We start from the raw sequence: 21,571 nt of genomic DNA on the forward strand, positions 1-21,571 counted from the left end.
ACCCTAGCGGGTGACCTGGCCGGAACGGGCAGGACAGCAGGCGATGTCACGTCTTGGTGAGCTGTCTTGTCCATGGGGTATGCAATGGACCTTCACACGTGTACTTCTCGTGATCTTCGGTGCGATCGAGGCCGGTGTCGGCCTGTGGCCGCTGGTGTCGCCCCTGGGCTTCTACCAGGACTTCCCGGGACTCCGGCGGGGTTGGGTGGCGATGGACGGCGCCTTCAACGAGCACCTCATCCGCGACTTCGGCGGGCTGAACCTCGCACTCGCCGCCGTCCTGGTCGGCGCGGCGGTGATCGGCACGGCGGCGGCAGTCCGTCTCGCCGGCGTCGCGGCGCTGCTGTTCGGCGCGCCGCACTTCGCGTACCACCTCGGCCACCTCGCCCATTTCGAAGCGCTGGACCAGGTCCTGATCGTGGTGACGACGGCGCTGGGCGCGCTGGTGCCGCTGGTCCTGATCCTGCTGCCGGGACGGCGGATCAAGCCACCGGAGACACCGTGATGCCGATGGCGCCCGGGCCGACGTGGGCGCCGATGACGGTGCTGGCCTCGACGAGCATGGCCTCGCCGAGGCCGGCCACCCGCTGCCGGAGCGCTCCGCCGATTTCGTACTCTCGCTCGTCGGGCCCGCCGAAGCGGGTCACCGCGACGTCCACCTGCTGGGTGCCTGCCGTCTTCACCGCCAGGTCGACCAGCTTGCTCAACGCGCGTTTGACGCCGCGCGCCCTGGCCGCCGGGGAGACCTCGCCCCCGGTCACGGTGAGCAACGGCTTGATCGACAGCGCTGTGCCCAGCATCGACTGTGCGGCGCCGATACGGCCCCCGCGGCGGAGGTACTCCAACGTGTCCACGTAGACGAGTTCGGTACTGGTGCGGAAGCGGCGTTCCGCCGCTGCGATCACCCGGTCCACCTGAGCGCCCGCCGCGGCGGCGCGGGCGGCGGAAACGGCCGCGAAGCCGAGGCTCATGCCGAGCGTCCCGCTGTCGAGGATGTGCACGGGGATGCGCACCTGCTGGGCGGCTTCGCGGGCGGCCTCCAGCGTCGCGGACATGCGCCCCGAGATGTGGACGCTCACGACGGCGGACGCGCCACGGGCGGCCGCGTCCTGATAAGCCCAGAAGAACGCGCCGGGATCCGGCGGTGTGGTGCTGACCGGGGTTCCGGCGCGCATCGACTCGATGAGTTCGACGCGGTCGAAGCGGTGTTCGTCGTCGAGATGGTCGCCGACGTGCAGCTGGATCTGGGCGACACCGATGCCCCAGCGGGCGGCGAGCTGCTCCGGCAGGCACGAACTCGAGTCCGTGATGACGGCGATGGAGGCGGACATGGTGCCGGAGGTTAACAATTAACCACCTACTCCGAGTAGGCCGCCGTTCGCCCGATCGGCGGAGCGGTCCACGATATGGGGCAACCCAAAACTACCGGGACGATCGTCCAGCTAGTTTGCTCATCCAGGTGAATGCCGTCACCTCGCCGGGTCAGGCGCGCCGGATGGCTCTAATCTACCGGCCAGTAGAGCACTGTCCCGTGGCCGACGCCGGCCACTACCGGGAGGTCGAAGAAGACCCATGACGAACATCGTTGTCCTGGTCAAGCAGGTACCGGACACCTACTCGGAGCGGAAGCTCTCCGGCGCCGACCACACCCTTGACCGTGAATCCGCCGACGCCGTGCTCGATGAGATCAACGAGAAGGCCGTCGAAGAAGCCCTGAAGATCAAGGAAGCCGGCGAGGGCGAGGTCACCGTGATCTCGGTCGGCCCCGACCGCGCGACGGACGCGATCCGCAAGGCGCTGTCCATGGGCGCCGACAAGGCCATCCACGTCTCCGACGAGGCGCTGCACGGCTCCGACGCCATCGCCACCGCCAAGGTTCTCGCGGCCGCCATCGCGAAGGTCGGCAGCTACGACCTGATCATCGCCGGCAACGAGTCCTCCGATGGCCGCGGTGGCGCTGTCCCCGCGATCCTCGCCGAACTGCTCGGCCTGCCGCAGCTGACCTACGTCCGCGTGCTGAACGTCGAGGGCACGGCGGTGAAGGCCGACCGGGAGACCGAGGACGGCATCACGCACCTCGAGGCGAACCTGCCCGCGCTGGTCAGCGTCGGCGAGAAGATCAACGAGCCGCGCTACCCGTCGTTCAAGGGCATCATGGCCGCGAAGAAGAAGCCGGTCGAGACCCTGACCATCGCCGACCTCGGCATCGACGCGGGCGAGGTCGGCCTTGGCAACGCCTGGTCGTCGGTCATCGAAGCCTCCCCGAAGCCGCCGCGCACCGCGGGCGAGAAGGTCGAGGACGAGGGTGACGGCGGCAGCAAGGTCGCCGAGTACCTGGTCGGCCAGAAGCTCATCTGAGACAGGTTTCGAGGAGGAATAGGGAAATGGCTGAAGTACTCGTCCTCGTCGACCACGTCGACGGTGAGGTCAAGAAGGTCACGCTCGAGCTGCTGACCGCCGCCCGCGCCCTCGGTGAGCCGTCCGCGGTCGTCGTCGGCCCGACGGGCTCCGCGGCGAAGGCCAAGGAAGCGCTGGCTTCGCACGGTGCCGCGAAGGTGTACGTCGCCGAGGGTGACGACGCCACCGGTTTCCTGGTCACCCCCAAGGTGGACGTGCTGGCCAAGCTGGCCGAGCAGGCCTCCCCGGCGGCCGTGCTCGTCGCGGCCGGTGCCGAGGGCAAGGAGGTGGCCGCGCGGCTCGCCGTCCGGCTGGGCTCCGGTCTCCTCTACGACGCCGTGGGCGTCAACGGCGACGGCAGCGTGGACCAGTCCATCTTCGGTGGCGCGTTCTCCGTGAAGTCCAAGTCCGCCAAGGGCGCACCGGTCGTCTCGGTGCGGCCCGGTGCGGTCGAGGCGGAGGCCGCCGAGGGTGCCGCGGCCGAGGAGACCGTCGAAATCCCGGCCGCCGACCCGGCGAAGTCCGCGCGGGTCACCGGCGTGGAGCCGGTGGTGGGCGGCGACCGGCCGGAGCTGACCGAGGCGTCGATCGTCGTTTCGGGTGGTCGTGGTGTCGGCTCGGCGGAGAAGTTCGATGTCGTCGAGAAGCTGGCCGACTCGCTCGGCGCGGCCGTCGGCGCTTCCCGCGCCGCTGTCGACTCCGGTTACTACCCGGCGCAGTTCCAGGTGGGCCAGACCGGCAAGACCGTGTCGCCGCAGCTGTACATCGCGCTCGGCATCTCCGGCGCGATCCAGCACCGCGCGGGCATGCAGACCTCGAAGACGATCATCGCGGTCAACAAGGATCCCGAGGCGCCGATCTTCGAGATCGCCGATTTCGGCGTCGTGGGCGATCTGTTCAACGTGGCCCCGCAGCTGACCGAGGCGGTCGAGAAGCGCAAGGGCTGAGCTCTCGCCGAATCGATTCGAAGGGCCCTCCGGGATGGTTCCCGGAGGGCCCTTCGGCATCTTCGGGTGAGCCATGGACCTGAGAGAACCCTGAGAACCCGCAATTCACTGAACGTGCACTATTCGGTCACCGGATGGCACTCCTCGCGGTTCTTCCCGCCGGGTACACCTTGACCATGACGACGTCACAGCTCCTCGTCAGTACTGACCAGGCGGGTGTCGAGGTTCCGGCCGGTGCACCCAGGTACTCCTTGCTCGTCGCCCACGGAAATGACGAAGTCGTCGCCGCTCAAAAGCTGCGATACGAGGTCTTCGCCGAAGAAGTCGGGGCGAATCTCAATACCCTCCAGGCCGGGCTCGACGTCGACTACTTCGACGAGTTCTGCGACCACCTCGTCGTGCGCGACGACAACACGGGCGAAATCGTCGGTACCTACCGGATGCTGCCGCCCGAGCGCGCAGCACAGGCCGGGAAACTCTACTCCGACAGCGAATTCGACCTCACCGCGATCAACGGGCTCCGGCCGTCGTTGGTCGAGACCGGACGCTCCTGCGTCCATTCCGAGCACCGCAGTGGCGCTGTCGTGAGCCTGGTGTGGGCCGGGATCGCGCGGTACATGCTGCTTTCCGGGCACCGTTACCTCGCCGGCTGTGCATCCGTGCCGTTGACCGACGGTGGAAGCTTCGCGGCCGGTGTGTGGGATGTGTTGCGCGCCAAGCACTACGCCGACGAGTCGGCCCGCGTCACCCCCTTGCAGCCGTGGCTGGACGAGGGGATCGCGCGTCCCGCACGCTCGCTGCTCCCACCGCTGATCAAGGGTTACGTCCGGCTCGGCGCCAAGGTGTGCGGCCCGCCCGCCCACGACCCGGACTTCGGTGTCGCCGACTTCTTCGTGCTGCTCGACCTGCACAACGTCGATGAGCGCTATCTCAAGTTCTTCCTCGGGGCTCAGTTATGAGCCATCCCTGGATGCCCACTTCTCCGTGCGGGGACGGCTGTCTGACCGAAGGCGCACGGACGGTGGCGTTGCCTCGTCGAGTGGTGCGGTTCACCGCGGCGATTGGTGTTGTCCTCGTGGCGGTGCTGAGCGCCCCTCTGCTGCTCGTTCTCCGCGGGAGTGGCAGGGAACGACTGATCAGGGCGGTGTTCCGCGGGGTGTTGCGCGCTTTCGGCGTGAAATTGGTATTACGCGGGGCAGAAGGATTTCTGGCGGCGCCGGCGGGGCGTGGGGCGTTGGTCGTGAACAACCACATCTCCTGGTTGGACATCGTGGCGATCAACGCGCTCCGGCCGATGCGCGCGCTGGCGAAGCGCGAGATCGCGGGCTGGCCGGTGCTCGGGAGTCTCGTCTCTCGTGGCGGAAGTATTTTCCTTGACAGGGAAAGGCTTCGCACGTTGCCGGGGACGATGGACGAACTCGCCGCCGCCTTGCGCTCCGGGTCGTTGGTGAACGTGACCCCCGAAGGCACCACCTGGTGCGGGCTGGCCTCCGGCAGGTTCACGACGGCCACCTTCCAGGCCGCGATCGACGGCGGGGTACCCGTGCGTCCGATAGCGTTGCGGTACCGGCTCGCCGACGGCAGGGAGACCAGCCAGCCGGCGTTCATCGGTCCAGAGTCCCTTGTCGCTTCACTTCGCCGGGTAGCCGCCTTGCGGGGGCTGGTGCTCGAGGTGCATGTGTGTCCCGAGATCGCACCTGGACGTGCGTCGAACCGTCGCGAGCTGGCGTCACTGGCGGAGGCGGCGGTGCATTCGGCGCTCGGCACGGTCCGCATCCCGGTACAACGTCGCAAGTCGGCTCGTGTCTCGGCGCCGAGGCGTCCGGTGAACAGCTGATCCAGCGCCCCTTGCGGTGCGCGTCTTGACCTCCACTGAGCTGGAGGTTGCAGGCTGGCGATCATGAGCCGGACGATCGAAGCGCCCGCCCGCCGCAGTGTGCTTTGGGCGCCTGAACGCAGGCTGACCACTGCCGCGCTGCTGCTCGTCGTCACCTTGGTCGCGTTCGAGAACATGGGCGTCGCCACCGCGATGCCGACGCTCGTGGCAGAGCTGCGAGGGCTTTCGCTCTACGCTTGGCCGTTCGTCACGTTCTTGATCGCCAGCGTGGTCGCCACCGTGTTGTCGGGCCGGATAGGCGACCGTCGTGGCCCGGTCCCCGCGTTGCTGGCCGGTCCTGTCCTCTTCACCTGCGGACTGATCGTGGCGGGCACCGCGACCGGGATGCCGTTGCTGCTCGTCGGCCGGGCGTTGCAAGGGTTCGGGTCGGGGCTTCTGCTGGTCTCGGTCTCCTTGCTCATCGCCCTGACGTTCACTGACCGGGAACGGCCGGTCATCTACGCCGCGAACGCGGCGGCGTGGGTGCTGCCCGCGGTCGTCGGGCCGTCATTGGCGGGCGTGATCACGGTGAGTGTCGGGTGGCGCTGGGTCTTCCTCGGGCTGGTCCCCCTGGTCATCGTGGGTATCGCGATGCTCCTCGTCGTTGCTCGCCGGTTGCCGCCGCATGTTCCCGCGGCCACTGGACGGCAGGCCGGTGTGATCACCGCGGTGGTCGCCGCACTCGGGGTAGCCGCCTTGACCTGGGCTTCCCAGCAACGCTCGCCGTACGCCCTCATCGTGGGAGCAGCCGGGCTTGTCGTCTTGGCATACTCGCTGCGCAAACTCCTGCCGAAGGGCACCTTGACCTCCCGTCCGGGGCTGCCGACGGTCGTGGCTTCGCGGGCGCTCCTTGCCGGTGCTTACGCCGGTATGGAGGCCTACCTGCCATTGACGATGAGTGCGGTCCATGGCTATGGCCCCGCACTCGCCGGCTTGCCACTGACCATCACGGCGCTTGGCTGGTCGGCGGCGTCCGCGGTGCAGGGAAGGTTCGTCGACTGGTCGAGAGAAGCGTCGCTCCGAGTCGGGTTCCTCCTGGTCACAGCGGGTCTTGTGGGGTTCGGGCTGGTGTCCCAGCCACTGTTCCCGGCATGGATCGCCTTCGTGGTCTGTGCGGTGGGCGGGGCAGGGATGGGAATCGCGATGCCCGCTGTCTCGGTGCTTCTGTTGCGGTATTCGCCCGAAGGGGAGCGGGGGTTCAACACCTCGGCGATGCAGCTTGCCGACTGGGTGGGATCCGCGTTGCTCATCGGCCTGGGCGGAGTCCTGCTCGGCCTCATAGCGTCGGCGCAGCGTCCCTCGCCTGCAATGGCTGTGCTCAGTGCGGTGCTCATCGCGCTCGCCGCACTAGGGGCTCGTTTGACAGGCCGCTGGCCGACGAAGGTGTGACAGCCCACTCTGACTGCGAGGGTGGGCTTCGTCACCCGCTGAAGCGGACTACCCTGAAGGGGCGATGACCTACCTCGACCACGCGGCGACCACTCCCATGTTGCCGGAAGCCATAGCGGCGATGACCGAGGCGTTGCCCACCGTGGGCAACGCCTCAGCGCTGCATTCCTCGGGCAGGCGCGCGCGGCGGATTGTCGAGGAGGCCCGCGAGACGATCGCCGAGGCGCTGGGTGCCAGGCCGTCGGAAGTGATCTTCACCGGAGGCGGCACGGAGAGCGACAACCTCGCCGTCAAGGGGATCTACTGGGCGCGCCGAAACGAGCGGTCCGAACGGCGCCGCGTGCTGTGTAGCACGGTCGAACACCACGCGGTCCTGGACACGGTCCAATGGCTCGAGGAGTACGACGGAGCGGAGATCACCTGGCTTGAGGTCGACAGCCAGGGTCGTGTCTCGCCTGAGACGCTGCGTTCGGCTATCGCCCGGGAACCGGAGTCCGCGGCACTGGTCACGGTCATGTGGGCCAACAACGAGGTGGGGACGATCAATCCGGTCCCCGAACTCGCGGCAGTTTGCGCGGAATTCGGTGTGCCGCTGCACACCGACGCGGTGCAGGCGGTCGGAGCGATCCCGGTGGATTTCGCCGCCAGCGGAGCCGCGGCGCTCAGTCTCACCGGGCACAAGCTCGGCGGTCCCTATGGGGTCGGCGCACTGCTTCTCGGCCGGGACACCGCTTGTGTGCCACTTCTGCATGGCGGTGGCCAGGAACGCAGCGTCCGGTCCGGCACCCTGGACGTACCGGCGATCGTCGGTTTCGCGGCTGCTGTGCGTGTGTGTGTCGAAGCGCAGGAAGAACAGGCCAAGGCGCTCACTCATCTCCGTGACGGGCTCATCGAGGCTGTGCTTCGCGAGGTGCCGGACGCGGTGCTCAACGGTGGTGAGGACAACCGGCTGCCTGGGCATGCTCACTTCACGTTTCCGGGGTGTGCGGGCGATAGCCTCCTGATGTTGTTGGATGCCAAGGGAATCGAGTGTTCGACGGGTTCGGCCTGTACGGCCGGGGTCGCCCAGCCGAGCCATGTACTGCTGGCTATGGGTGCGGACCCTGTCGCCGCCCGTGGCTCGTTGAGGTTCTCGCTCGGTCACACCTCCTCCGCGGCTGACGTTGCGGCGCTCGCCGAGGAGATCGGCGGCGTCGTGACGCGTGCGCGGCAGGCGGGGCTGGCCGGGATGCGTAAGCAGAAGCAAGAGGTGTAGGGCATGCGAGTACTGGCTGCGATGAGTGGGGGAGTGGATTCGGCGGTCGCCGCGGCACGCGCGGTGGACGCCGGCCACGACGTGGTCGGCGTCCACCTGGCGTTGTCGGCGAAGCCGGGCACCCTGCGTACCGGCTCGCGGGGTTGTTGCACGATCGAGGATTCGCACGACGCCCGCAGGGCTGCCGATATCCTCGGGATACCGTTCTACATCTGGGATTTCGCTGAGCGCTTCACCGAAGAAGTAGTGGAGACCTTTGTCGGGGAATACGCCGCGGGGCGTACCCCCAACCCGTGCGTCACCTGCAACGAGAAGATCAAGTTCGAGGCCCTGCTGGAGAAGGCCATGGCACTTGGCTTCGACGCGGTGGCGACTGGCCACTACGCCCGTCTGACAGTGCATGACGGCGTTCCGGAACTGCGCCGCAGCGCCGACGAGGGCAAGGACCAGTCCTACGTTCTCGCCTCGTTGACTCCCGCGCAGCTCAGTCACGCGATGTTCCCACTCGGGGACTCCTGGAAGTCCGACGTGCGAGCCGAAGCGGAGCGCCGTGGCTTGTCCGTGGCGAGGAAGCCCGACAGCCACGACATCTGTTTCATTCCGGACGGCGACACCAAGACGTTTCTGGAGAAGCGGTTGGGCCAGCACCCGGGCGACCTTGTCGACGCGGAAACCGGAGCAGTGCTTGGTCGGCACACCGGCGTGCACGGATTCACGGTGGGGCAGCGCAAAGGCCTTGGGATCGAGGCGCCCGCGCCTGACGGCCGGCCGCGGTACGTGCTGTCGTTGGAACCCGTGTCCGGCACGGTCAAGGTCGGCTCCGCGGCAGGTCTGGGAGTGCGGGTGATCGAGGCGGATCGTCCGATCTGGCCCGGCGGACGGCCACTGCGCGGCCCGACCGAATGCGTCGTCCAGGTGCGGGCTCATGGCGGCATCGTCGATGCTGTAGCCGAAGTCGACTCCGACCAGGTGACGGTCCAGTTGCGGGAGCCCTTGCGTGGCGTCGCACCGGGACAGGTCGTCGTTCTTTACCGTCCCGATGCCGTATCGGGTGATCTTGTCCTCGGGAGCGCGAAGATCTCGGGTACTCGCTGATCTCGCGCAGCGGTAGCACAGACAACAGGAGCCTAGGGCGCACTGAATACTGCCTTCGCATCGTTCTGTGATGGCCGCTCCAAACGGGTAGTCCTGGCTCTCCGTTCCCTTCACCGGTGTCGAGAACTGCCTGGCGAAGCATCCGGACGGGGCTCGTGGAACGGCGGAGCAGAGCTGCGCTGAGTTCTTCCGGTCGGGGTCGTAATAGTGAGGCTGTCGTCCGGCGACACCTCATAATGCCAATCGGCCCGGCGTTTCAGCCGACGGTGGCGAGGGCAGAAGGTCACAGGCCTCATCGACGTCGTCTCGGCGCCGGCCTCGTTCCGGGAGCGAGTGTTTTCGATTTTGCAGTTCTGCGCCGGCCTTGTGCAGCCCGGCTGCCTGCACTCTCGGTCGCGGACACGAACGAACTCGTCCATTTCGGGTGTGGGCCGGTAGCGGGTGCCCCCGAGCTCGATCATCTGTCCGGTCAGCGGATCGGTGATGATCCGCCGAAGCGCTGTGTCCGGCCCCGCGGCGATACGGCGAGCGAGTACCGCGGGGATGTGACCGTGGCCCGCCATCTCGACAGGGTCGTTGTTGAGGCCGAGGTAGGTGGCAAGGTCCATGTACAGAAAGACCTCTGCTCGTTCCTCACAGCCGCCGTCCTCGTTGAGCAGCAGATCCAGCGCGACGTCGGTCCTCAACTGGTCCAATGTGCGTTCTTCGTCGGGAGTCTTCAGAGCACGTGCGGCCTGGTCGATCCGAAGATAGGCCGCTGTCGCTTTCTCCGCTGGCGCGTTGTCGACGGACAGGCGCGAAACCCCCGAAGCGCTGTGGCTCAGCACCACACGCCGCTCGGCGCGTCGCCGTGCGCCGCGGTGGGCGGCTCCGTTGGGGTCCACCTTCATGGCGGCGTGAGTGGTGGCTTTCCGGACCTGAGTCGCGTTCTTTCCGGGCAAACGGCCCACCAGAACCACGTCGACGATAGCCGCGTGCTCATCGGAGAGCCACGAGGTGGCGTCCGTGACCTTCATGGCGCGGAAGAGATCGAGCTCGCCATCGTCCATCAGTTGCAGCGTGCGCGGTAGCCGTGTGGTGAGAGCTTCGGCGGCGGAGATCACCGCGCTCGCATGATGTTCCGTACTGGACAGGACGGAGGCGATTTCGGTCAGCACGCTCTGGGAGTCACGGTTACGTCGGTTGAATTCGGCGATGCAGCGGAGCTGCAGCGCCTGTATCCGAGCAATTTCCGCGCCTGTGTCCTGGACGATCTGCAGGATCGCGTCGTCCTGCATGCGCTGCAAGACTTTGGGATCCATGCGGATCATTCGTCGCATAAAGGCCGAGTTTGCCGGGTCTTCTCGTTCTTCTGTGTCCCTGGTATCGCGCAGGGGTCGCGGTGAAGGTGTCATGTCGGCGACCGTACGCCATGGGGAAGACGAAAAAACGCGAGCGGAAGAAAATTGCCGGAAAATGGTACGAATGGTCCGCTCGTGCCATCGGCTATTTGACTTGCGGTGGCGGGGAGGTCATCCTGACCCCACCCGCGGCGTGGGCTGTCGACACGTTGAGTGAATCACTTGTCCACGACGACGAAAGGCTGAAATGACATCGGCCTTGAGGACGGAGGTCGTATGAGGAGCGCACTCGTCATGGTGGAGCGTTCAGAGCGCAAGCTTGAAACCCGTGTGGCTCGCGACAAAACCAAGCCGCTCGTAGAAGCGGTGTGCGTTCACCCGCGAGACGTCCGAAGTCAGCTGTACCAGCGCGCAACCCCGTTGGCGCGATTCTGCGACAGCCCAGCGAACGAGCCGGCCGCCGAGGCCGGAACCACGATGGTCGCTGCGCACCCGGACTGCCTCGATTTGGCCACGGCGCGCTCCCTTGCGGGCCATGCCGGGGATGATCGTCAGCTGAAGCGTTCCGACCGGCTCGTCCTCGACAGCTGCGACGACGAGGAGCTGATTCGGATCGTGTTCGATCTCGTCGAAGGCTCGAAGATACGGAACGAGGTCGTCGACCGAGTCTCGCTTGGCGCCGAGCTGGTCGTCGATGATCATGCGGACGATGGCTTCGACGTCGTCGCGTCTCGCTTGGCGGATCTGAGGATTATTCACGTGGCGAGTGTCCCAGCGAACGAGTGAACCCTTGATAGCTGTATTCGAACCCGAACCGAGCGTAGTAGCTGCTCAGATCTCCCCGTGCGAGCCCGGAATCCAAATGGAGCCTGGTGCAACCACGTTTCGTGGCTTCCTTGATCGCCCAGGTCAGCAGCGCGCTCGTGACGCCCCGGCGGGTGGCCCGGACGCCTTCGACAAGCCCGCGTGGCTTGCCCTGCCAGGACAATCCTCGGAGTACCGTCAGCTGCGCTGTGCCGACGATGCCGTGATCGTCCTCCGCCACGACCAACGCGACCCGAGGGTCGGCGTCAAGCGCTTCGAAGGCGTCGAGCAGCGGTTGAGCAGGCGTCTGGAAGAGCGCGGCGACCGCTGCGATGTCCGCTCGCCGTGCCCGTCTGATGACTTCCATCTCGACCAGTATGCAAGGAAGCCCGAGCAGGCGGCCAAGCGCCGGCTACTCGCAGGTTGCGAGGACGTGTCTCGCTCAGGGTGCAGAGTAGTGACGTACTTCATCGACATCGTGCGCGGCAAGTTTGCCCTGCGAAACAAGCAGGTCCAGGTGGGCGCCTGTTTCCAGAACGGCGAGCATCTGGTTGAACGCGTCCATTTCGGACAGTTTGCGGCCGCGGCGCGTCCAGCCCAGACGAGAGGCGATTTCGAAGGCTGTGCTCGCGCCGGCCAACGCTTGTTGTCCCATGGTCTCGAGTCGTTGCCGATGGTGTTCGAGCAACTCGTCGACGCGGGCGTGCACGCTGTCGGTGACCGGACCGTGCGCGGGCAGCAATCGTCGGTCGGGCATGGCTCGGACGAGCCGCAGCGAGTCGATGTAGTCGTTCAGCGGCAACTCGGCGGGGACAGGCTGGAAGCCGATCGAGGGGGTGATGTGCGGCAGTACGTGGTCACCGGAGAACAGCAGGCCGCCCGCGCCATCGACGAAGACGACGTGTCCGGCGGTGTGCCCTGGCGTGTGGACGATTTCGAGCTCGCGCCCGGGCATGATCGTGCGGCGACCAGGCAGGAGCCATTCGTCGGGGGCTTCCCACAGATCGGCTTCATGGTGTCGTACGTCGGTGCCGAACAACCGTGCCAACGCTTCCACCACCTCGTCGGCTCCGCAACGGCGGAGAAGGTGGACCTGGGGAGCCATCGGCAGTCGCTCCGGATTGGCCGAGGCTTTCAGGGATGGTTCTTCTCCCTGGCCCATCGCGACCTTCATGCCGAACTCGCGGCGGAGCGCCACAGCTTGGGTGTAGTGGTCGCGGTGGACGTGTGTCACCAAGAACTCGGTGACATCCGCGAAGCCCGCGCCGATTCCCTGCAATGCGGCGGCAAGCCGTTGCCTGGCCTCAGTCAGCGCCCAGCCCGAGTCGATCAAGGCCAGCTTCGTGCCGTCGGTGACCGCGTAGACGTTGACCGCGCGGAGCGCGTCGTCGGGAAGTGGCAATGGAATCCGGTAAACGCCAGGCGCGACCTCGTAGATTCCGGGCTCCGCCCAGTTCCGGTTGCTGTTGTCGGGCAACGGCTCCACGGCAACCTCCGTCCCGGCAGGACGTCGATGTCCTGACCATTTCTCACCTTGAGCCGTGGGCAGCCCGGTGTCTACCGGGACGCGATGAGACACCGGTCACTTGGCAGCGGCGCCGAATCGGCGCCGTGACGACGGGTACTGGGCGTGGGACGCGGGTCCTGGCGACAGTTCCGTGAACTGGGTGAGGTGGGGGCCCTCTACTGCGGCCGGAGTGCTTCGGCCAGAATCAGAGGTCGTGAATCAACCTGCCTGGCCAGCCGGCGCCGCCACCGGGATCGGCTCCATGCCGGGGACCGACCCCGCCGAAGCGGCTGCCGTCGTGTTCGGCGAGCTGCCGGCGTTTCCGCACTTCCCGGAGCTGCCTGCGCGCGGAGTCGGGGCTGACCTGCTCGGCCGTACGGCGGCGCTGCTCGTCGATCTTGCCGTCGAGGTGGTACCAAGCGGTTACCGTGTCGCCGCCAGGCCCGGCCACGATCATCGGCGGGGTGCGGATCTGCTTCGCTGGGACCTGGACGCACTCCAGGAGGCTCGAGAGAAGGCCGGCGCCGCGCCGCCGGTGATCAAGACTCAGCTCGCTGGGCCATGGACGCTCGGGGCGGGTATCGAACTAGTTCGTGGTCACCGCGTGCTCACTGATCGTGGTGCCCTTCGGGACTTCGTGTCCTCCATGCTCGAAGGGCTGGCCGGACACGTCGCCGAGATCACCGCGCGCACCGGTGCTCCCGTAGTCGTGCAGTTCGACGAGCCGTCGTTGCCCGCCGTCCTCGCCGGGGATCTGCCGACTCCTTCTGGCTACGGCAACATTTCCGCAGTGCCCGAGCCAGAGGCTCGTGACCTGCTGTCGACGGTTATCGAAGGTGCCGCGGAGATCACGGGGCAGCCCGTGGTCGTGCATTGCTGCGCAGCGCGGCCGCCGCTCGCGCTGCTGCGCGCGGCGGGGGCTGGGGCCGTCGCTTTCGATCTGTCCGCCCTCGATCGGACATCGTCCTCGCTGCTCGACGAGATCGGAGAGACGTGGGACAGCGGCGCCACCTTGTTCCTCGGACTTGTTCCCACTACTGATCCGGGTACCCGGCCCGGCCTGCGTGACGTCGCGGAGCCCGCGCTCAACCTGGTCGACCGGCTCGGATTCAACCGCGGCATTCTTGCCGAACGAGCCGTGCCGACTCCGGCCTGTGGCCTCGCGGGAGCAACCACCGAGTGGATGCGTCGCGCTCTTTCCCTCACCCGCGATCTCGGCAGGGCATTCGCCGAACCGCCCGAGACCTGGTGAACGGCAGACGGCGGCCCTACTGGACGCGTAGCGTGTCGGGGAACCCGATCGAACGAGGACTCTTCAAGACATGCGCTTGTTCCGCCGCCGTCGTAGCGAAACCGCCGATCCACCCGACCCGCGTACGGCATGGCCCGACCAGCCGGTCCCGGACGACGCCGAGGCCGCGGCCGCGGAATTCTGGCGCGGATGGTTCGCGTTGCTGCCACAGGTCAGCGCCGCGCTGGGGGATCAGGAGCCGCACCGCGTCGAGCACGATCTGTGTCAGCTGGTCGAGGCGCTGCATCCGCGGCTGCATTTCTCGCTCGAACGTGGTCAGCTGGCCATCTACGCGCTGGTGGTCACCGGCCAGGAGGATCCGGAACTGCGGCCTTACACCGATGCGTGGAAGGCCGCCGCGCCGCCCGACGACACGATCTGGGAGTACCACGACTCCGTGCCGCCGGTCCCCGATCCGAGCGGGGTCACGGTCAACTTGGGGGAGCACCAGATTTCGCTCGCCGACGTCCGGGTGGCCGCCCAGGTCGACGAATCCGCTGCGGTTGTCGACGTCGCTGTCTTCCACCCGGCCTTCGCCGAACTCGATTCCGGCGCGCGGACCACGATGACGTTCCTGCCGCTCGACGCCACGCTCGGTGAGCGCGTTGCCGCGGAACGGCTGCGTCGTGTCGAGACCGCGGAGGCCGAGCCGGAGGCAGCCATCACCCTCCTCGAACTCCGTGACCTGGTCCGAACGCTCAGCAGCCGACCGGGCGAGAATGTCGGTGACTCCGGCTAGGGTTACTACCCGTGAGCACCGAGCTTCCCCAGGACCAGATCACCGACCAGGCCGCCCTCGACGCCGCCGAGGACGTCACGGAGGTGCCGGCCGAGGTCCGTGAGCGGCATGCCGCGCTCGCCGAAGAGGTTCGCGGCCACCAGTTCCGGTATTACGTGCTGGACGCCCCCATCGTCTCCGATGGCCAGTTCGACGAGTTGCTCGCCGAACTGCAGCGGATCGAGGACGCTCATCCTGGCCTGGTCACGCCCGACTCACCGACGCAGAACGTCGGTGGCACGTTCTCCACGGAGTTCGTGGCGCACGACCATCTCGAGCGCATGCTCAGCCTCGACAACGTCTTCGACACCGACGAGTTCCTCGCCTGGGTCGAGCGGGTGGAGAAAGAGATCGGAAGCACCGAGTACCTCGCCGAGCTGAAGATCGACGGTCTCGCCGTCAACCTGCTGTACGAGAACGGTCAGCTCACCCGCGCGCTTACGCGGGGCGACGGCCGCACGGGCGAGGACGTGACGCTGAATGCGCGCACGCTCGAGCAGGTCCCGGAAACGCTTACCGGTACCGAGCAGTTCCCGGTTCCGGCACTGGTCGAGATCCGCGGAGAGGTGTTCTTCCGGGTCGAGGACTTCCTTGAGCTCAACGCGAAGATGGTCGAGGCGGGGAAACCGCCGTACGCGAACCCGCGCAACACGGCGGCGGGATCGTTGCGGCAGAAGGACCCGCGGATCACGCGGGAGCGGCGGCTGCGGCTGATCTGCCATGGGCTGGGCCGCCGCGAAGGCTTCGAACCCGAGCGCCAGTCCGAGGCGTATGAGGCGCTGGCCGCGTGGGGGCTCCCGGTTTCGCCGCACAGCAAGGTCCTGCGGTCGGCGAAGGAACTTACCGATCACATCGCCTACTGGGGTGAGCACCGGCACGACGCCGAGCACGAGATCGACGGGGTCGTGATCAAGGTCGACCAGGTTTCGCTGCAACGCAGGCTAGGCACGACGTCCCGGGCGCCACGCTGGGCGATCGCCTACAAGTACCCGCCGGAAGAGGCCATCACGACGCTGCTCGACATCCAGGTCGGCGTCGGCCGTACCGGCCGGGTCACGCCGTTCGCGGTGACCGAGCCGGTCAAGGTCGCCGGTTCCACGGTGGCCAGGGCGACGCTGCACAACCAGGAAGAGGTCAAACGCAAGGGCGTGCTGATCGGCGACCGGATCGTGCTCCGGAAGGCCGGTGACGTCATCCCCGAGGTGCTCGGACCGGTCGTGGAAGCTCGTACCGGCGAAGAGCGTGAGTTCGTCATGCCGACCGAATGCCCGGAGTGCGGCACCGAGCTGGCGTACCAAAAAAGAGGGCGATATCGACATCCGTTGCCCGAACACCCGGTTCTGCCCGGCGCAGCTGCGGGAACGGCTGTTCCACCTGGCGGGCCGGGGTGCATTCGACATCGAGGTGCTCGGCTACGAGGCCGCGGTGGCGTTGCTGGACGCGCGGGTCGTCGCGGACGAAGGCGATGTGTTCGACCTCGACGAGGAGAGCCTGGCCGAGGTCGAGCTGTTCCGCACGAAGGCGGGGGAGCTGTCGGCCAATGCGCGCAAGCTGCTGGCCAACCTCGACGCGGCCAAGGACCGGCCGCTGTGGAAGGTGATCGTCGCGCTGTCCATCCGGCACGTCGGGCCGACCGCGGCACAGGCACTGGCCAGGGAATTCGGTTCGCTGGAGCGGATCGAGCAGGCCAGCGAGGAGGAGTTGTCCGCGGTCGATGGCGTCGGTCCCACCATCGCGCATGCCACTCAGGAATGGTTCGAGGTCGGCTGGCACCGCGAGATCGTCGAAAAATGGCGACGCGCCGGGGTGCGGATGGAGGAGGAGCGTGACGAGTCCGTTCCGCGCACCCTCGAAGGTCTTTCCATCGTCGTCACCGGTTCGCTCGACACCTTCTCGCGTGACGAGGCCAAGGAAGTGATCATGGCCCGCGGCGGCAAGGCGGCCGGTTCGGTCTCCAAGAAGACGGCGTTCGTCGTGGTCGGGGACGCGCCCGGTTCGAAGTACGACAAGGCTGTCCAGCTCAAGGTTCCGGTGCTCGACGAGGCAGGCTTCCAGATGCTGCTCGACCGCGGCCCGGACGCGGCCATGGAGGTGGCGTTGCCAACGGACGGCGACGAGGCCGAGAGCGGAGCCGGGGAGGCGGAAAGCGATGACTGACGTCGAGATCCGCGCCCCGCGCCGGGACGAGTTCACCGCGGTGGGTGACCTCACCGTGGCGGCCTACCGGGACGACGGCTACCTCGGTGTCGAGCCGCGTTATGAGGCGGACCTGCGGGACGTCGAGGGCCGCGCCGCACACAGCGAGCTGCTGGTCGCTGTGGACGGGGCCGGGGAAGTGCTGGGCTCTGTCGTCATCGTGCACCCCGACACCGAACTGGCCGAGGTGTCCCGTACCGGCGAGCTGGAGTTCCGCATGCTCGCCGTCGCGTCCGCCGCGCGGGGCCGGGGCATCGGCGAAGCGTTGACCAGAGCCGTCGTGGACCGCGCACGGGAGCTCGGGCGCACCAGGGTGGTGCTGAGCAGCCAGGACGGGATGAAGGCCGCGCATCGCCTCTACGAACGAATCGGGTTCACCCGGCTTCCCGAGCGTGATTGGCGGCCTCTGCCGCACATCACGCTCGTCGCGTACGGGCTCGCGCTGTGAAGAGGCTCACGCGGCGGCGATAGCAGGCGATAGCAAAGGTCCCTTGCTCTCAGCCGTCCAGGACGACCGCGACGATCCCGGCGAAGTGCGCGAGCCGGGCGACCTCGGCGGCCCGGAAGTTCGGGCCGCCGGGACGGGCCACGAGCAGCGCCTTGCCCGGCTTGCCCAGCGGGGTGGCGGCGAGTTCGGTGCCCAGTTCCTTCCAGGTCTCCGGTACCCAGGTGTCCTCGCCATCCAGAACTGTGGCGCGTTCGAGCGGCAGCCACGGGAGATCCGTGATGGGTGTCTCGGGTGCGGCGCTGGACGAGGACAGGCGTCGTGCGCCCGCGTCGGTGTGCTCGACGACGACGGCCCAGCCCGCCCGGATGATCCTCGGCACACCCTCGGCGAGGATCTCCAGTCCGGACTTCGGCTGCGCGGCGATGTCCTCGACGAGTTCCAGTTCGCGATGTGTGTCCAGCACACCCGCGTACGGGCGCACGGCGTCCACCGCGACGCCTTCGACGCTCTCCGCGGCGGTGATCAGGGCGTCCGGAAGCCGGCCCGACGGCAGCTCGACGACCAGGTCGTCGACGGCGACGCCGTTGCCGCGTTCGACCACGTCCACGCTGAGGATGTCGGCGCCGACCGTGCCGAGCGCGGTGGCCACCGCACCCAGGGTTCCCGGACTGTCCGGAAGCAGGACCCGGATCAGGAACGACACCACGCGCCCCTCTCACCTCTGGCGTTCCAGCCTCGCCGTGGAACGCGTTTGCCGGGCGCCGATTGTGACAGACGGGACCGCGGACCGGGACCCGCTGTCCGCCGAGCGGGATTTCCGCCCATGGCCTGCCCGGCATAACCCAGTCGAGTCGGCCGACGCCGTCACCATAGACTTGCAGCTTCCGAGAGAACCCGCACAGCACAACCCGGGAGTCACCCGCGTGCCCAACATTTCCCGAGACGAGGTCGCGCACCTCGCGAAGCTGGCCAGGCTGGCCGTGACCGACGACGAGCTCGACGTCTTCGCCGGCCAGCTGGACCAGATCCTGGACTCGGTGGCCAAGGTGAGCGAGGTCGCCGCCGAGGACGTCCCGCCGACCTCGCACGCCGTGCCGCTGACGAACGTCTTCCGTGACGACGTCGTCCGTCCCGGGTTGAGCCAGCAGCAGGCGCTGGCCGGTGCGCCGGCCGCCGAAGAAGGCCGTTTCCGGGTGCCGCGGATCCTGGGGGAAGAGCAATGACCGACACCGAGCTGATCAAGAAGACCGCCGCCGACCTCGCCGGGCTGATCCACCGTCGCGAAGTGTCGGCCGCCGAGGTCACGCGGGCCCACCTGGACCGCATCGCCGAGGTCGACGACCATGTCCACGCCTTCCTGCACGTGGACACCGAGGGCGCGCTCGCCGCGGCCGACCAGGTCGACGAGGACGTCGCCAACGGGACGCCCGTTTCGCCGCTGGCCGGGGTCCCGCTCGCGCTCAAGGACGTGCTGACCACCAAGGGCATCCCGACGACCTGCGGATCCCGCACGCTCGAAGGCTGGCTTCCGCCCTACGACGCCACCGTGACGCGCAAGCTGCGCGAGGCCGGTGTCGTGGTGTTGGGCAAGACCAACATGGACGAGTTCGCGATGGGCTCGTCCACCGAGAACTCGGCCTTCGGCCCGACCCACAACCCGTGGGACCACGCCCGTATCCCGGGCGGCTCCGGCGGCGGTTCGTCGGCGTCGATCGCGGCGTTCGAGGCGGCACTGGCCATCGGCACCGACACCGGCGGTTCGATCCGCCAGCCGGGTGCGGTGACCGGGACAGTCGGGGTCAAGCCGACCTACGGCGGTGTCTCCCGCTACGGCCTCGTCGCCTTCTCGTCGTCACTGGACCAGGCCGGTCCGTGCGCTCGCACCGTCCTCGACGCGGCGTTGCTGCACGAGGTCATCGCCGGGTACGACCCGCTGGACTCGACGTCCATCGACGCGCCGGTGCCCCCGGTGGTGGCCGCGGCCCGTGAGGGGATGAACGGTGACCTCAAGGGCGTGCGCGTCGGCGTGGTGAAGGAGTTCGGCGGCGACGGCTACCAGCCGGGTGTGCTGCGGTCCTTCGAGGCCGCGGTCGAGCAGTTGCGTGCACTCGGCGCCGAGGTGGTCGAGGTCTCCTGCCCGCACTTCACCTACGCGCTGCCCGCGTACTACCTGATCGCGCCGAGCGAGTGCTCCTCGAACCTCGCCCGGTTCGACGCGATGCGTTATGGCCTGCGTGTCGCCGACGACGGCACGCACAGCGCCGAAGAGGTCATGGCGCTGACCCGCGAGAAGGGCTTCGGCGCGGAGGTCAAGCGACGCATCATCCTCGGCACGTACGCGCTCTCATCCGGCTACTACGACGCCTACTACGGATCGGCGCAGAAGGTCCGCACGCTCATCACGCGCGACTTCGACAACGCGTTCGAGAAGGTGGACGTGCTCGTCTCGCCCACCACGCCGACCACGGCGTTCAAGCTCGGTGAGCGCGTCGACGACCCGATGGCGATGTACCTGTCGGACATCTGCTCCATCCCGTCGAACCTGGCGGGCAACGCCGCCATGAGCGTCCCGAGTGGACTGTCCCATGAGGACGGTCTGCCGGTCGGTCTGCAGATCATGGCCCCGGCGCTGGCCGATGACCGGCTCTACCGCGTCGGCGCCGCCTACGAGGTCGCGCGCGACGCCGCGGCCGGAGGATCGCTGGTACACCAGGTGCCCGAGCTGGGAAGGAAGGCCTGATGACTGCCGTGGCCGAGCTGATGGACTACGCCGAGGTCGTCACCCGGTTCGACCCGGTGCTCGGGCTCGAGGTGCACGTCGAGCTCAACACCAGGACCAAGATGTTCTGCGGCTGTGCGAACGTCTTCGGCGGTGAGCCGAACACGAACGTCTGCCCGACCTGCCTCGGCCTGCCCGGCGCGCTGCCGGCGGTCAACGGCAAGGCCGTCGAGGGCGCGATCCGTATCGGCCTCGCGCTGAACTGCGAAATCGCGGAATGGTGCCGGTTCGCCCGGAAGAACTACTTCTACCCGGACATGCCGAAGAACTTCCAGACCTCGCAGTACGACGAGCCGATCGCCTTCGACGGCTACCTCGACGTCACCCTCGACGACGGCGAGATCGTGCGGGTCGACATCGAGCGCGCGCACATGGAAGAGGACACCGGCAAGTCGCTGCACGTCGGCGGCGCGACCGGCCGGATCCACGGTGCCGAGCACTCGTTGCTGGACTACAACCGCGCCGGGGTGCCGCTGATCGAGATCGTCACCAAGCCGATCGTCGGCACCGGCGAGCGGGCTCCCGAGGTCGCCCGCGCGTACGTGACGGCGCTGCGCGACCTGCTGCGCGCGCTGGGTGTGTCGGACGTCCGGATGGACCAGGGCTCGCTGCGGTGCGACGCGAACGTCTCGCTGATGGCCAAGGATGCCGCCGAATTCGGCACGCGGACCGAGACCAAGAACGTCAACTCGCTGCGCAGCGTCGAACGCGCTGTCCGCTACGAGATGACGCGGCAGGGCGCGATCCTCGCCGAGGGCGGGACGATCAAGCAGGAGACCCGGCACTTCCAGGAGGCCGACGGCACGACGTCGTCGGGCCGTACGAAGGAGACCGCCGAGGACTACCGGTACTTCCCGGAGCCCGACCTCGTTCCGATCGCGCCCTCCCGCGAATGGGTCGAGAAGCTGCGCGCCACCCTTCCGGAGATGCCTTCCGAGCGGCGCAAGCGGATCCAGGCCGAGTGGAGCCTGACCGACGAGGCACTGCGTGACCTGCTCAACGTCGGCGCGGTCGAACTCGTCGCCGCCACGGTCGAGGCGGGAGCGACGCCGGACGAGGCGCGCAGCTGGTGGGTCAACACGCTGGCGCAGGAGGCCAACACCCGCGAGGTCGAACTCGGCGATCTGGCCATCACGCCTGCCCAGGTGGCCGAGGTGATCGCGCTGGTCAACTCCGGTGAGCTGACGAACAAGCTGGCCAAGGAGGTCGTCCAGGGCGTGCTCGCCGGTGAGGGCGAACCGCGCGAGGTCGTGGACAAGCGCGGCTTGAAGGTCGTCTCCGATGACTCGGCGCTGCTCGCCGCCATCGACGAGGCGCTGGCCGCGCAGCCGGACATCGCCGAGAAGATCCGCGGCGGCAAGGTCGCCGCCGCGGGCGCGATCGTCGGCGCGGTCATGAAGGCCACGAAGGGACAGGCCGACGCCAAGCGCGTTCGTGAGCTGATCATCGAGCGCGTCGGTTCCTGAGGG

General features: G+C 67.8%; 21 protein-coding genes and 1 pseudogene. 15 read left to right on the plus strand and 7 right to left on the minus strand.

What is annotated here, in order from left to right; all coding sequences use genetic code 11:
- The first annotated feature begins 79 nt into the window (after positions 1 to 79).
- The gene (locus ACFWY9_RS05575; RefSeq protein ID WP_378325208.1) at positions 80 to 505 is read left to right on the plus strand and encodes a hypothetical protein; all 426 of its coding nucleotides are present in this window, start codon (positions 80 to 82) and stop codon (positions 503 to 505) included.
- Here ACFWY9_RS05575 and ACFWY9_RS05580 read toward each other — a convergent pair.
- Complete coding sequence (locus tag ACFWY9_RS05580) at positions 483 to 1,331, minus strand: DegV family protein (protein ID WP_378325154.1); 849 nt, start codon at positions 1,329 to 1,331, stop codon at positions 483 to 485. The two genes, ACFWY9_RS05575 and ACFWY9_RS05580, sit on opposite strands and share 23 nt — an antisense overlap.
- A gap of 241 nt (positions 1,332 to 1,572) precedes the next feature.
- On the opposite strand from ACFWY9_RS05580, the gene ACFWY9_RS05585 reads away from it, so the two are divergent.
- The 7 genes from ACFWY9_RS05585 to mnmA all read left to right on the plus strand — a co-directional run bounded on the left by ACFWY9_RS05585 (position 1,573) and on the right by mnmA (position 8,959).
- Positions 1,573 to 2,358, plus strand: a complete 786-nt coding sequence (locus tag ACFWY9_RS05585; RefSeq protein ID WP_378325156.1) for an electron transfer flavoprotein subunit beta/FixA family protein — start codon at positions 1,573 to 1,575, stop codon at positions 2,356 to 2,358.
- A gap of 26 nt (positions 2,359 to 2,384) precedes the next feature.
- Positions 2,385 to 3,344, plus strand: a complete 960-nt coding sequence (locus tag ACFWY9_RS05590) for an electron transfer flavoprotein subunit alpha/FixB family protein (RefSeq protein ID WP_378325157.1) — start codon at positions 2,385 to 2,387, stop codon at positions 3,342 to 3,344.
- 176 nt (positions 3,345 to 3,520) lie between these two features.
- Positions 3,521 to 4,303, plus strand: a complete 783-nt coding sequence (locus tag ACFWY9_RS05595) for a GNAT family N-acetyltransferase (protein WP_378325159.1) — start codon at positions 3,521 to 3,523, stop codon at positions 4,301 to 4,303.
- Positions 4,300 to 5,181: a lysophospholipid acyltransferase family protein gene (locus ACFWY9_RS05600; RefSeq protein ID WP_378325160.1), complete on the plus strand. Its 882-nt coding sequence runs from the start codon at positions 4,300 to 4,302 to the stop codon at positions 5,179 to 5,181. The genes ACFWY9_RS05595 and ACFWY9_RS05600 overlap by 4 nt, the downstream gene beginning before the upstream one ends.
- 63 nt (positions 5,182 to 5,244) lie before the next feature.
- The gene (locus ACFWY9_RS05605; RefSeq protein WP_378325162.1) at positions 5,245 to 6,609 is read left to right on the plus strand and encodes an MFS transporter; all 1,365 of its coding nucleotides are present in this window, start codon (positions 5,245 to 5,247) and stop codon (positions 6,607 to 6,609) included.
- Positions 6,610 to 6,673: 64 nt separating this feature from the next.
- Positions 6,674 to 7,864, plus strand: a complete 1,191-nt coding sequence (locus tag ACFWY9_RS05610) for a cysteine desulfurase family protein (protein ID WP_378325163.1) — start codon at positions 6,674 to 6,676, stop codon at positions 7,862 to 7,864.
- A gap of 3 nt (positions 7,865 to 7,867) precedes the next feature.
- On the plus strand, positions 7,868 to 8,959 hold the full coding sequence (gene mnmA / locus ACFWY9_RS05615; protein ID WP_378338243.1) for a tRNA 2-thiouridine(34) synthase MnmA: 1,092 nt from the start codon (positions 7,868 to 7,870) through the stop codon (positions 8,957 to 8,959).
- A gap of 110 nt (positions 8,960 to 9,069) precedes the next feature.
- On the opposite strand, the gene ACFWY9_RS05620 is transcribed toward mnmA, so the two are convergent.
- From ACFWY9_RS05620 to ACFWY9_RS05635, 4 genes are all read right to left on the minus strand, one after another.
- Positions 9,070 to 10,353 (minus strand): DUF222 domain-containing protein, encoded by a 1,284-nt coding sequence (locus ACFWY9_RS05620; RefSeq protein WP_378338244.1) that lies wholly within the window; start codon positions 10,351 to 10,353, stop codon positions 9,070 to 9,072.
- A 252-nt stretch (positions 10,354 to 10,605) separates the two neighbouring features.
- Entirely contained in the window at positions 10,606 to 11,001 is a 396-nt protein-coding gene (locus ACFWY9_RS05625) for a GNAT family N-acetyltransferase (RefSeq protein WP_378338252.1), read from the minus strand.
- Positions 11,002 to 11,050: 49 nt separating this feature from the next.
- On the minus strand, positions 11,051 to 11,470 hold the full coding sequence (locus ACFWY9_RS05630; RefSeq protein ID WP_378325168.1) for a GNAT family N-acetyltransferase: 420 nt from the start codon (positions 11,468 to 11,470) through the stop codon (positions 11,051 to 11,053).
- 75 nt (positions 11,471 to 11,545) lie between these two features.
- Entirely contained in the window at positions 11,546 to 12,589 is a 1,044-nt protein-coding gene (locus tag ACFWY9_RS05635) for an MBL fold metallo-hydrolase (protein ID WP_378325169.1), read from the minus strand.
- 235 nt (positions 12,590 to 12,824) lie between these two features.
- Between ACFWY9_RS05635 and ACFWY9_RS05640 the strand changes: the two genes are divergently transcribed.
- Both ACFWY9_RS05640 and ACFWY9_RS05645 read left to right on the plus strand, forming a co-directional pair.
- Positions 12,825 to 13,862 carry a methionine synthase gene (locus ACFWY9_RS05640; protein WP_378338245.1) on the plus strand — a complete coding sequence of 346 codons (1,038 nt, stop codon included), beginning with the start codon at positions 12,825 to 12,827 and terminating at the stop codon, positions 13,860 to 13,862.
- 70 nt (positions 13,863 to 13,932) lie between these two features.
- Positions 13,933 to 14,640, plus strand: coding sequence for a hypothetical protein (locus ACFWY9_RS05645; RefSeq protein WP_378325170.1), 708 nt, complete (start codon positions 13,933 to 13,935; stop codon positions 14,638 to 14,640).
- A 5-nt stretch (positions 14,641 to 14,645) separates the two neighbouring features.
- Here ACFWY9_RS05645 and ACFWY9_RS05650 read toward each other — a convergent pair whose 3' ends face one another.
- Positions 14,646 to 14,873: a hypothetical protein gene (locus ACFWY9_RS05650; RefSeq protein WP_378338253.1), complete on the minus strand. Its 228-nt coding sequence runs from the start codon at positions 14,871 to 14,873 to the stop codon at positions 14,646 to 14,648.
- Here ACFWY9_RS05650 and ligA point away from each other — a divergent pair.
- A pseudogene (gene ligA / locus ACFWY9_RS05655) lies at positions 14,796 to 16,836 on the plus strand (NAD-dependent DNA ligase LigA). The gene ACFWY9_RS05650 and the pseudogene ligA overlap by 78 nt on opposite strands.
- On the plus strand, positions 16,829 to 17,323 hold the full coding sequence (locus ACFWY9_RS05660; RefSeq protein ID WP_378325172.1) for a GNAT family N-acetyltransferase: 495 nt from the start codon (positions 16,829 to 16,831) through the stop codon (positions 17,321 to 17,323). Before ligA ends, ACFWY9_RS05660 begins: the two are co-directional and overlap by 8 nt.
- A 49-nt stretch (positions 17,324 to 17,372) precedes the next feature.
- Here ACFWY9_RS05660 and ACFWY9_RS05665 read toward each other — a convergent pair whose 3' ends face one another.
- Positions 17,373 to 18,026 carry an amino acid-binding protein gene (locus ACFWY9_RS05665; RefSeq protein WP_378325212.1) on the minus strand — a complete coding sequence of 218 codons (654 nt, stop codon included), beginning with the start codon at positions 18,024 to 18,026 and terminating at the stop codon, positions 17,373 to 17,375.
- A 220-nt stretch (positions 18,027 to 18,246) separates the two neighbouring features.
- Between ACFWY9_RS05665 and gatC the strand changes: the two genes are divergently transcribed.
- The 3 genes from gatC to gatB are packed head-to-tail and all read left to right on the plus strand — an operon-like array spanning position 18,247 to position 21,568.
- Positions 18,247 to 18,546 (plus strand): Asp-tRNA(Asn)/Glu-tRNA(Gln) amidotransferase subunit GatC, encoded by a 300-nt coding sequence (gene gatC, locus ACFWY9_RS05670; protein ID WP_345399821.1) that lies wholly within the window; start codon positions 18,247 to 18,249, stop codon positions 18,544 to 18,546.
- The gene (gene gatA, locus ACFWY9_RS05675; RefSeq protein WP_378338246.1) at positions 18,543 to 20,063 is read left to right on the plus strand and encodes an Asp-tRNA(Asn)/Glu-tRNA(Gln) amidotransferase subunit GatA; all 1,521 of its coding nucleotides are present in this window, start codon (positions 18,543 to 18,545) and stop codon (positions 20,061 to 20,063) included. Before gatC ends, gatA begins: the two co-directional genes overlap by 4 nt.
- Positions 20,063 to 21,568, plus strand: a complete 1,506-nt coding sequence (gene gatB / locus ACFWY9_RS05680; protein ID WP_378325175.1) for an Asp-tRNA(Asn)/Glu-tRNA(Gln) amidotransferase subunit GatB — start codon at positions 20,063 to 20,065, stop codon at positions 21,566 to 21,568. Before gatA ends, gatB begins: the two co-directional genes overlap by 1 nt.
- The last annotated feature ends 3 nt before the right edge of the window (positions 21,569 to 21,571 follow it).

It is taken from the genome of Amycolatopsis sp. NPDC059027 (assembly GCF_042739735.1).
Taxonomy (GTDB): domain Bacteria; phylum Actinomycetota; class Actinomycetes; order Mycobacteriales; family Pseudonocardiaceae; genus Amycolatopsis.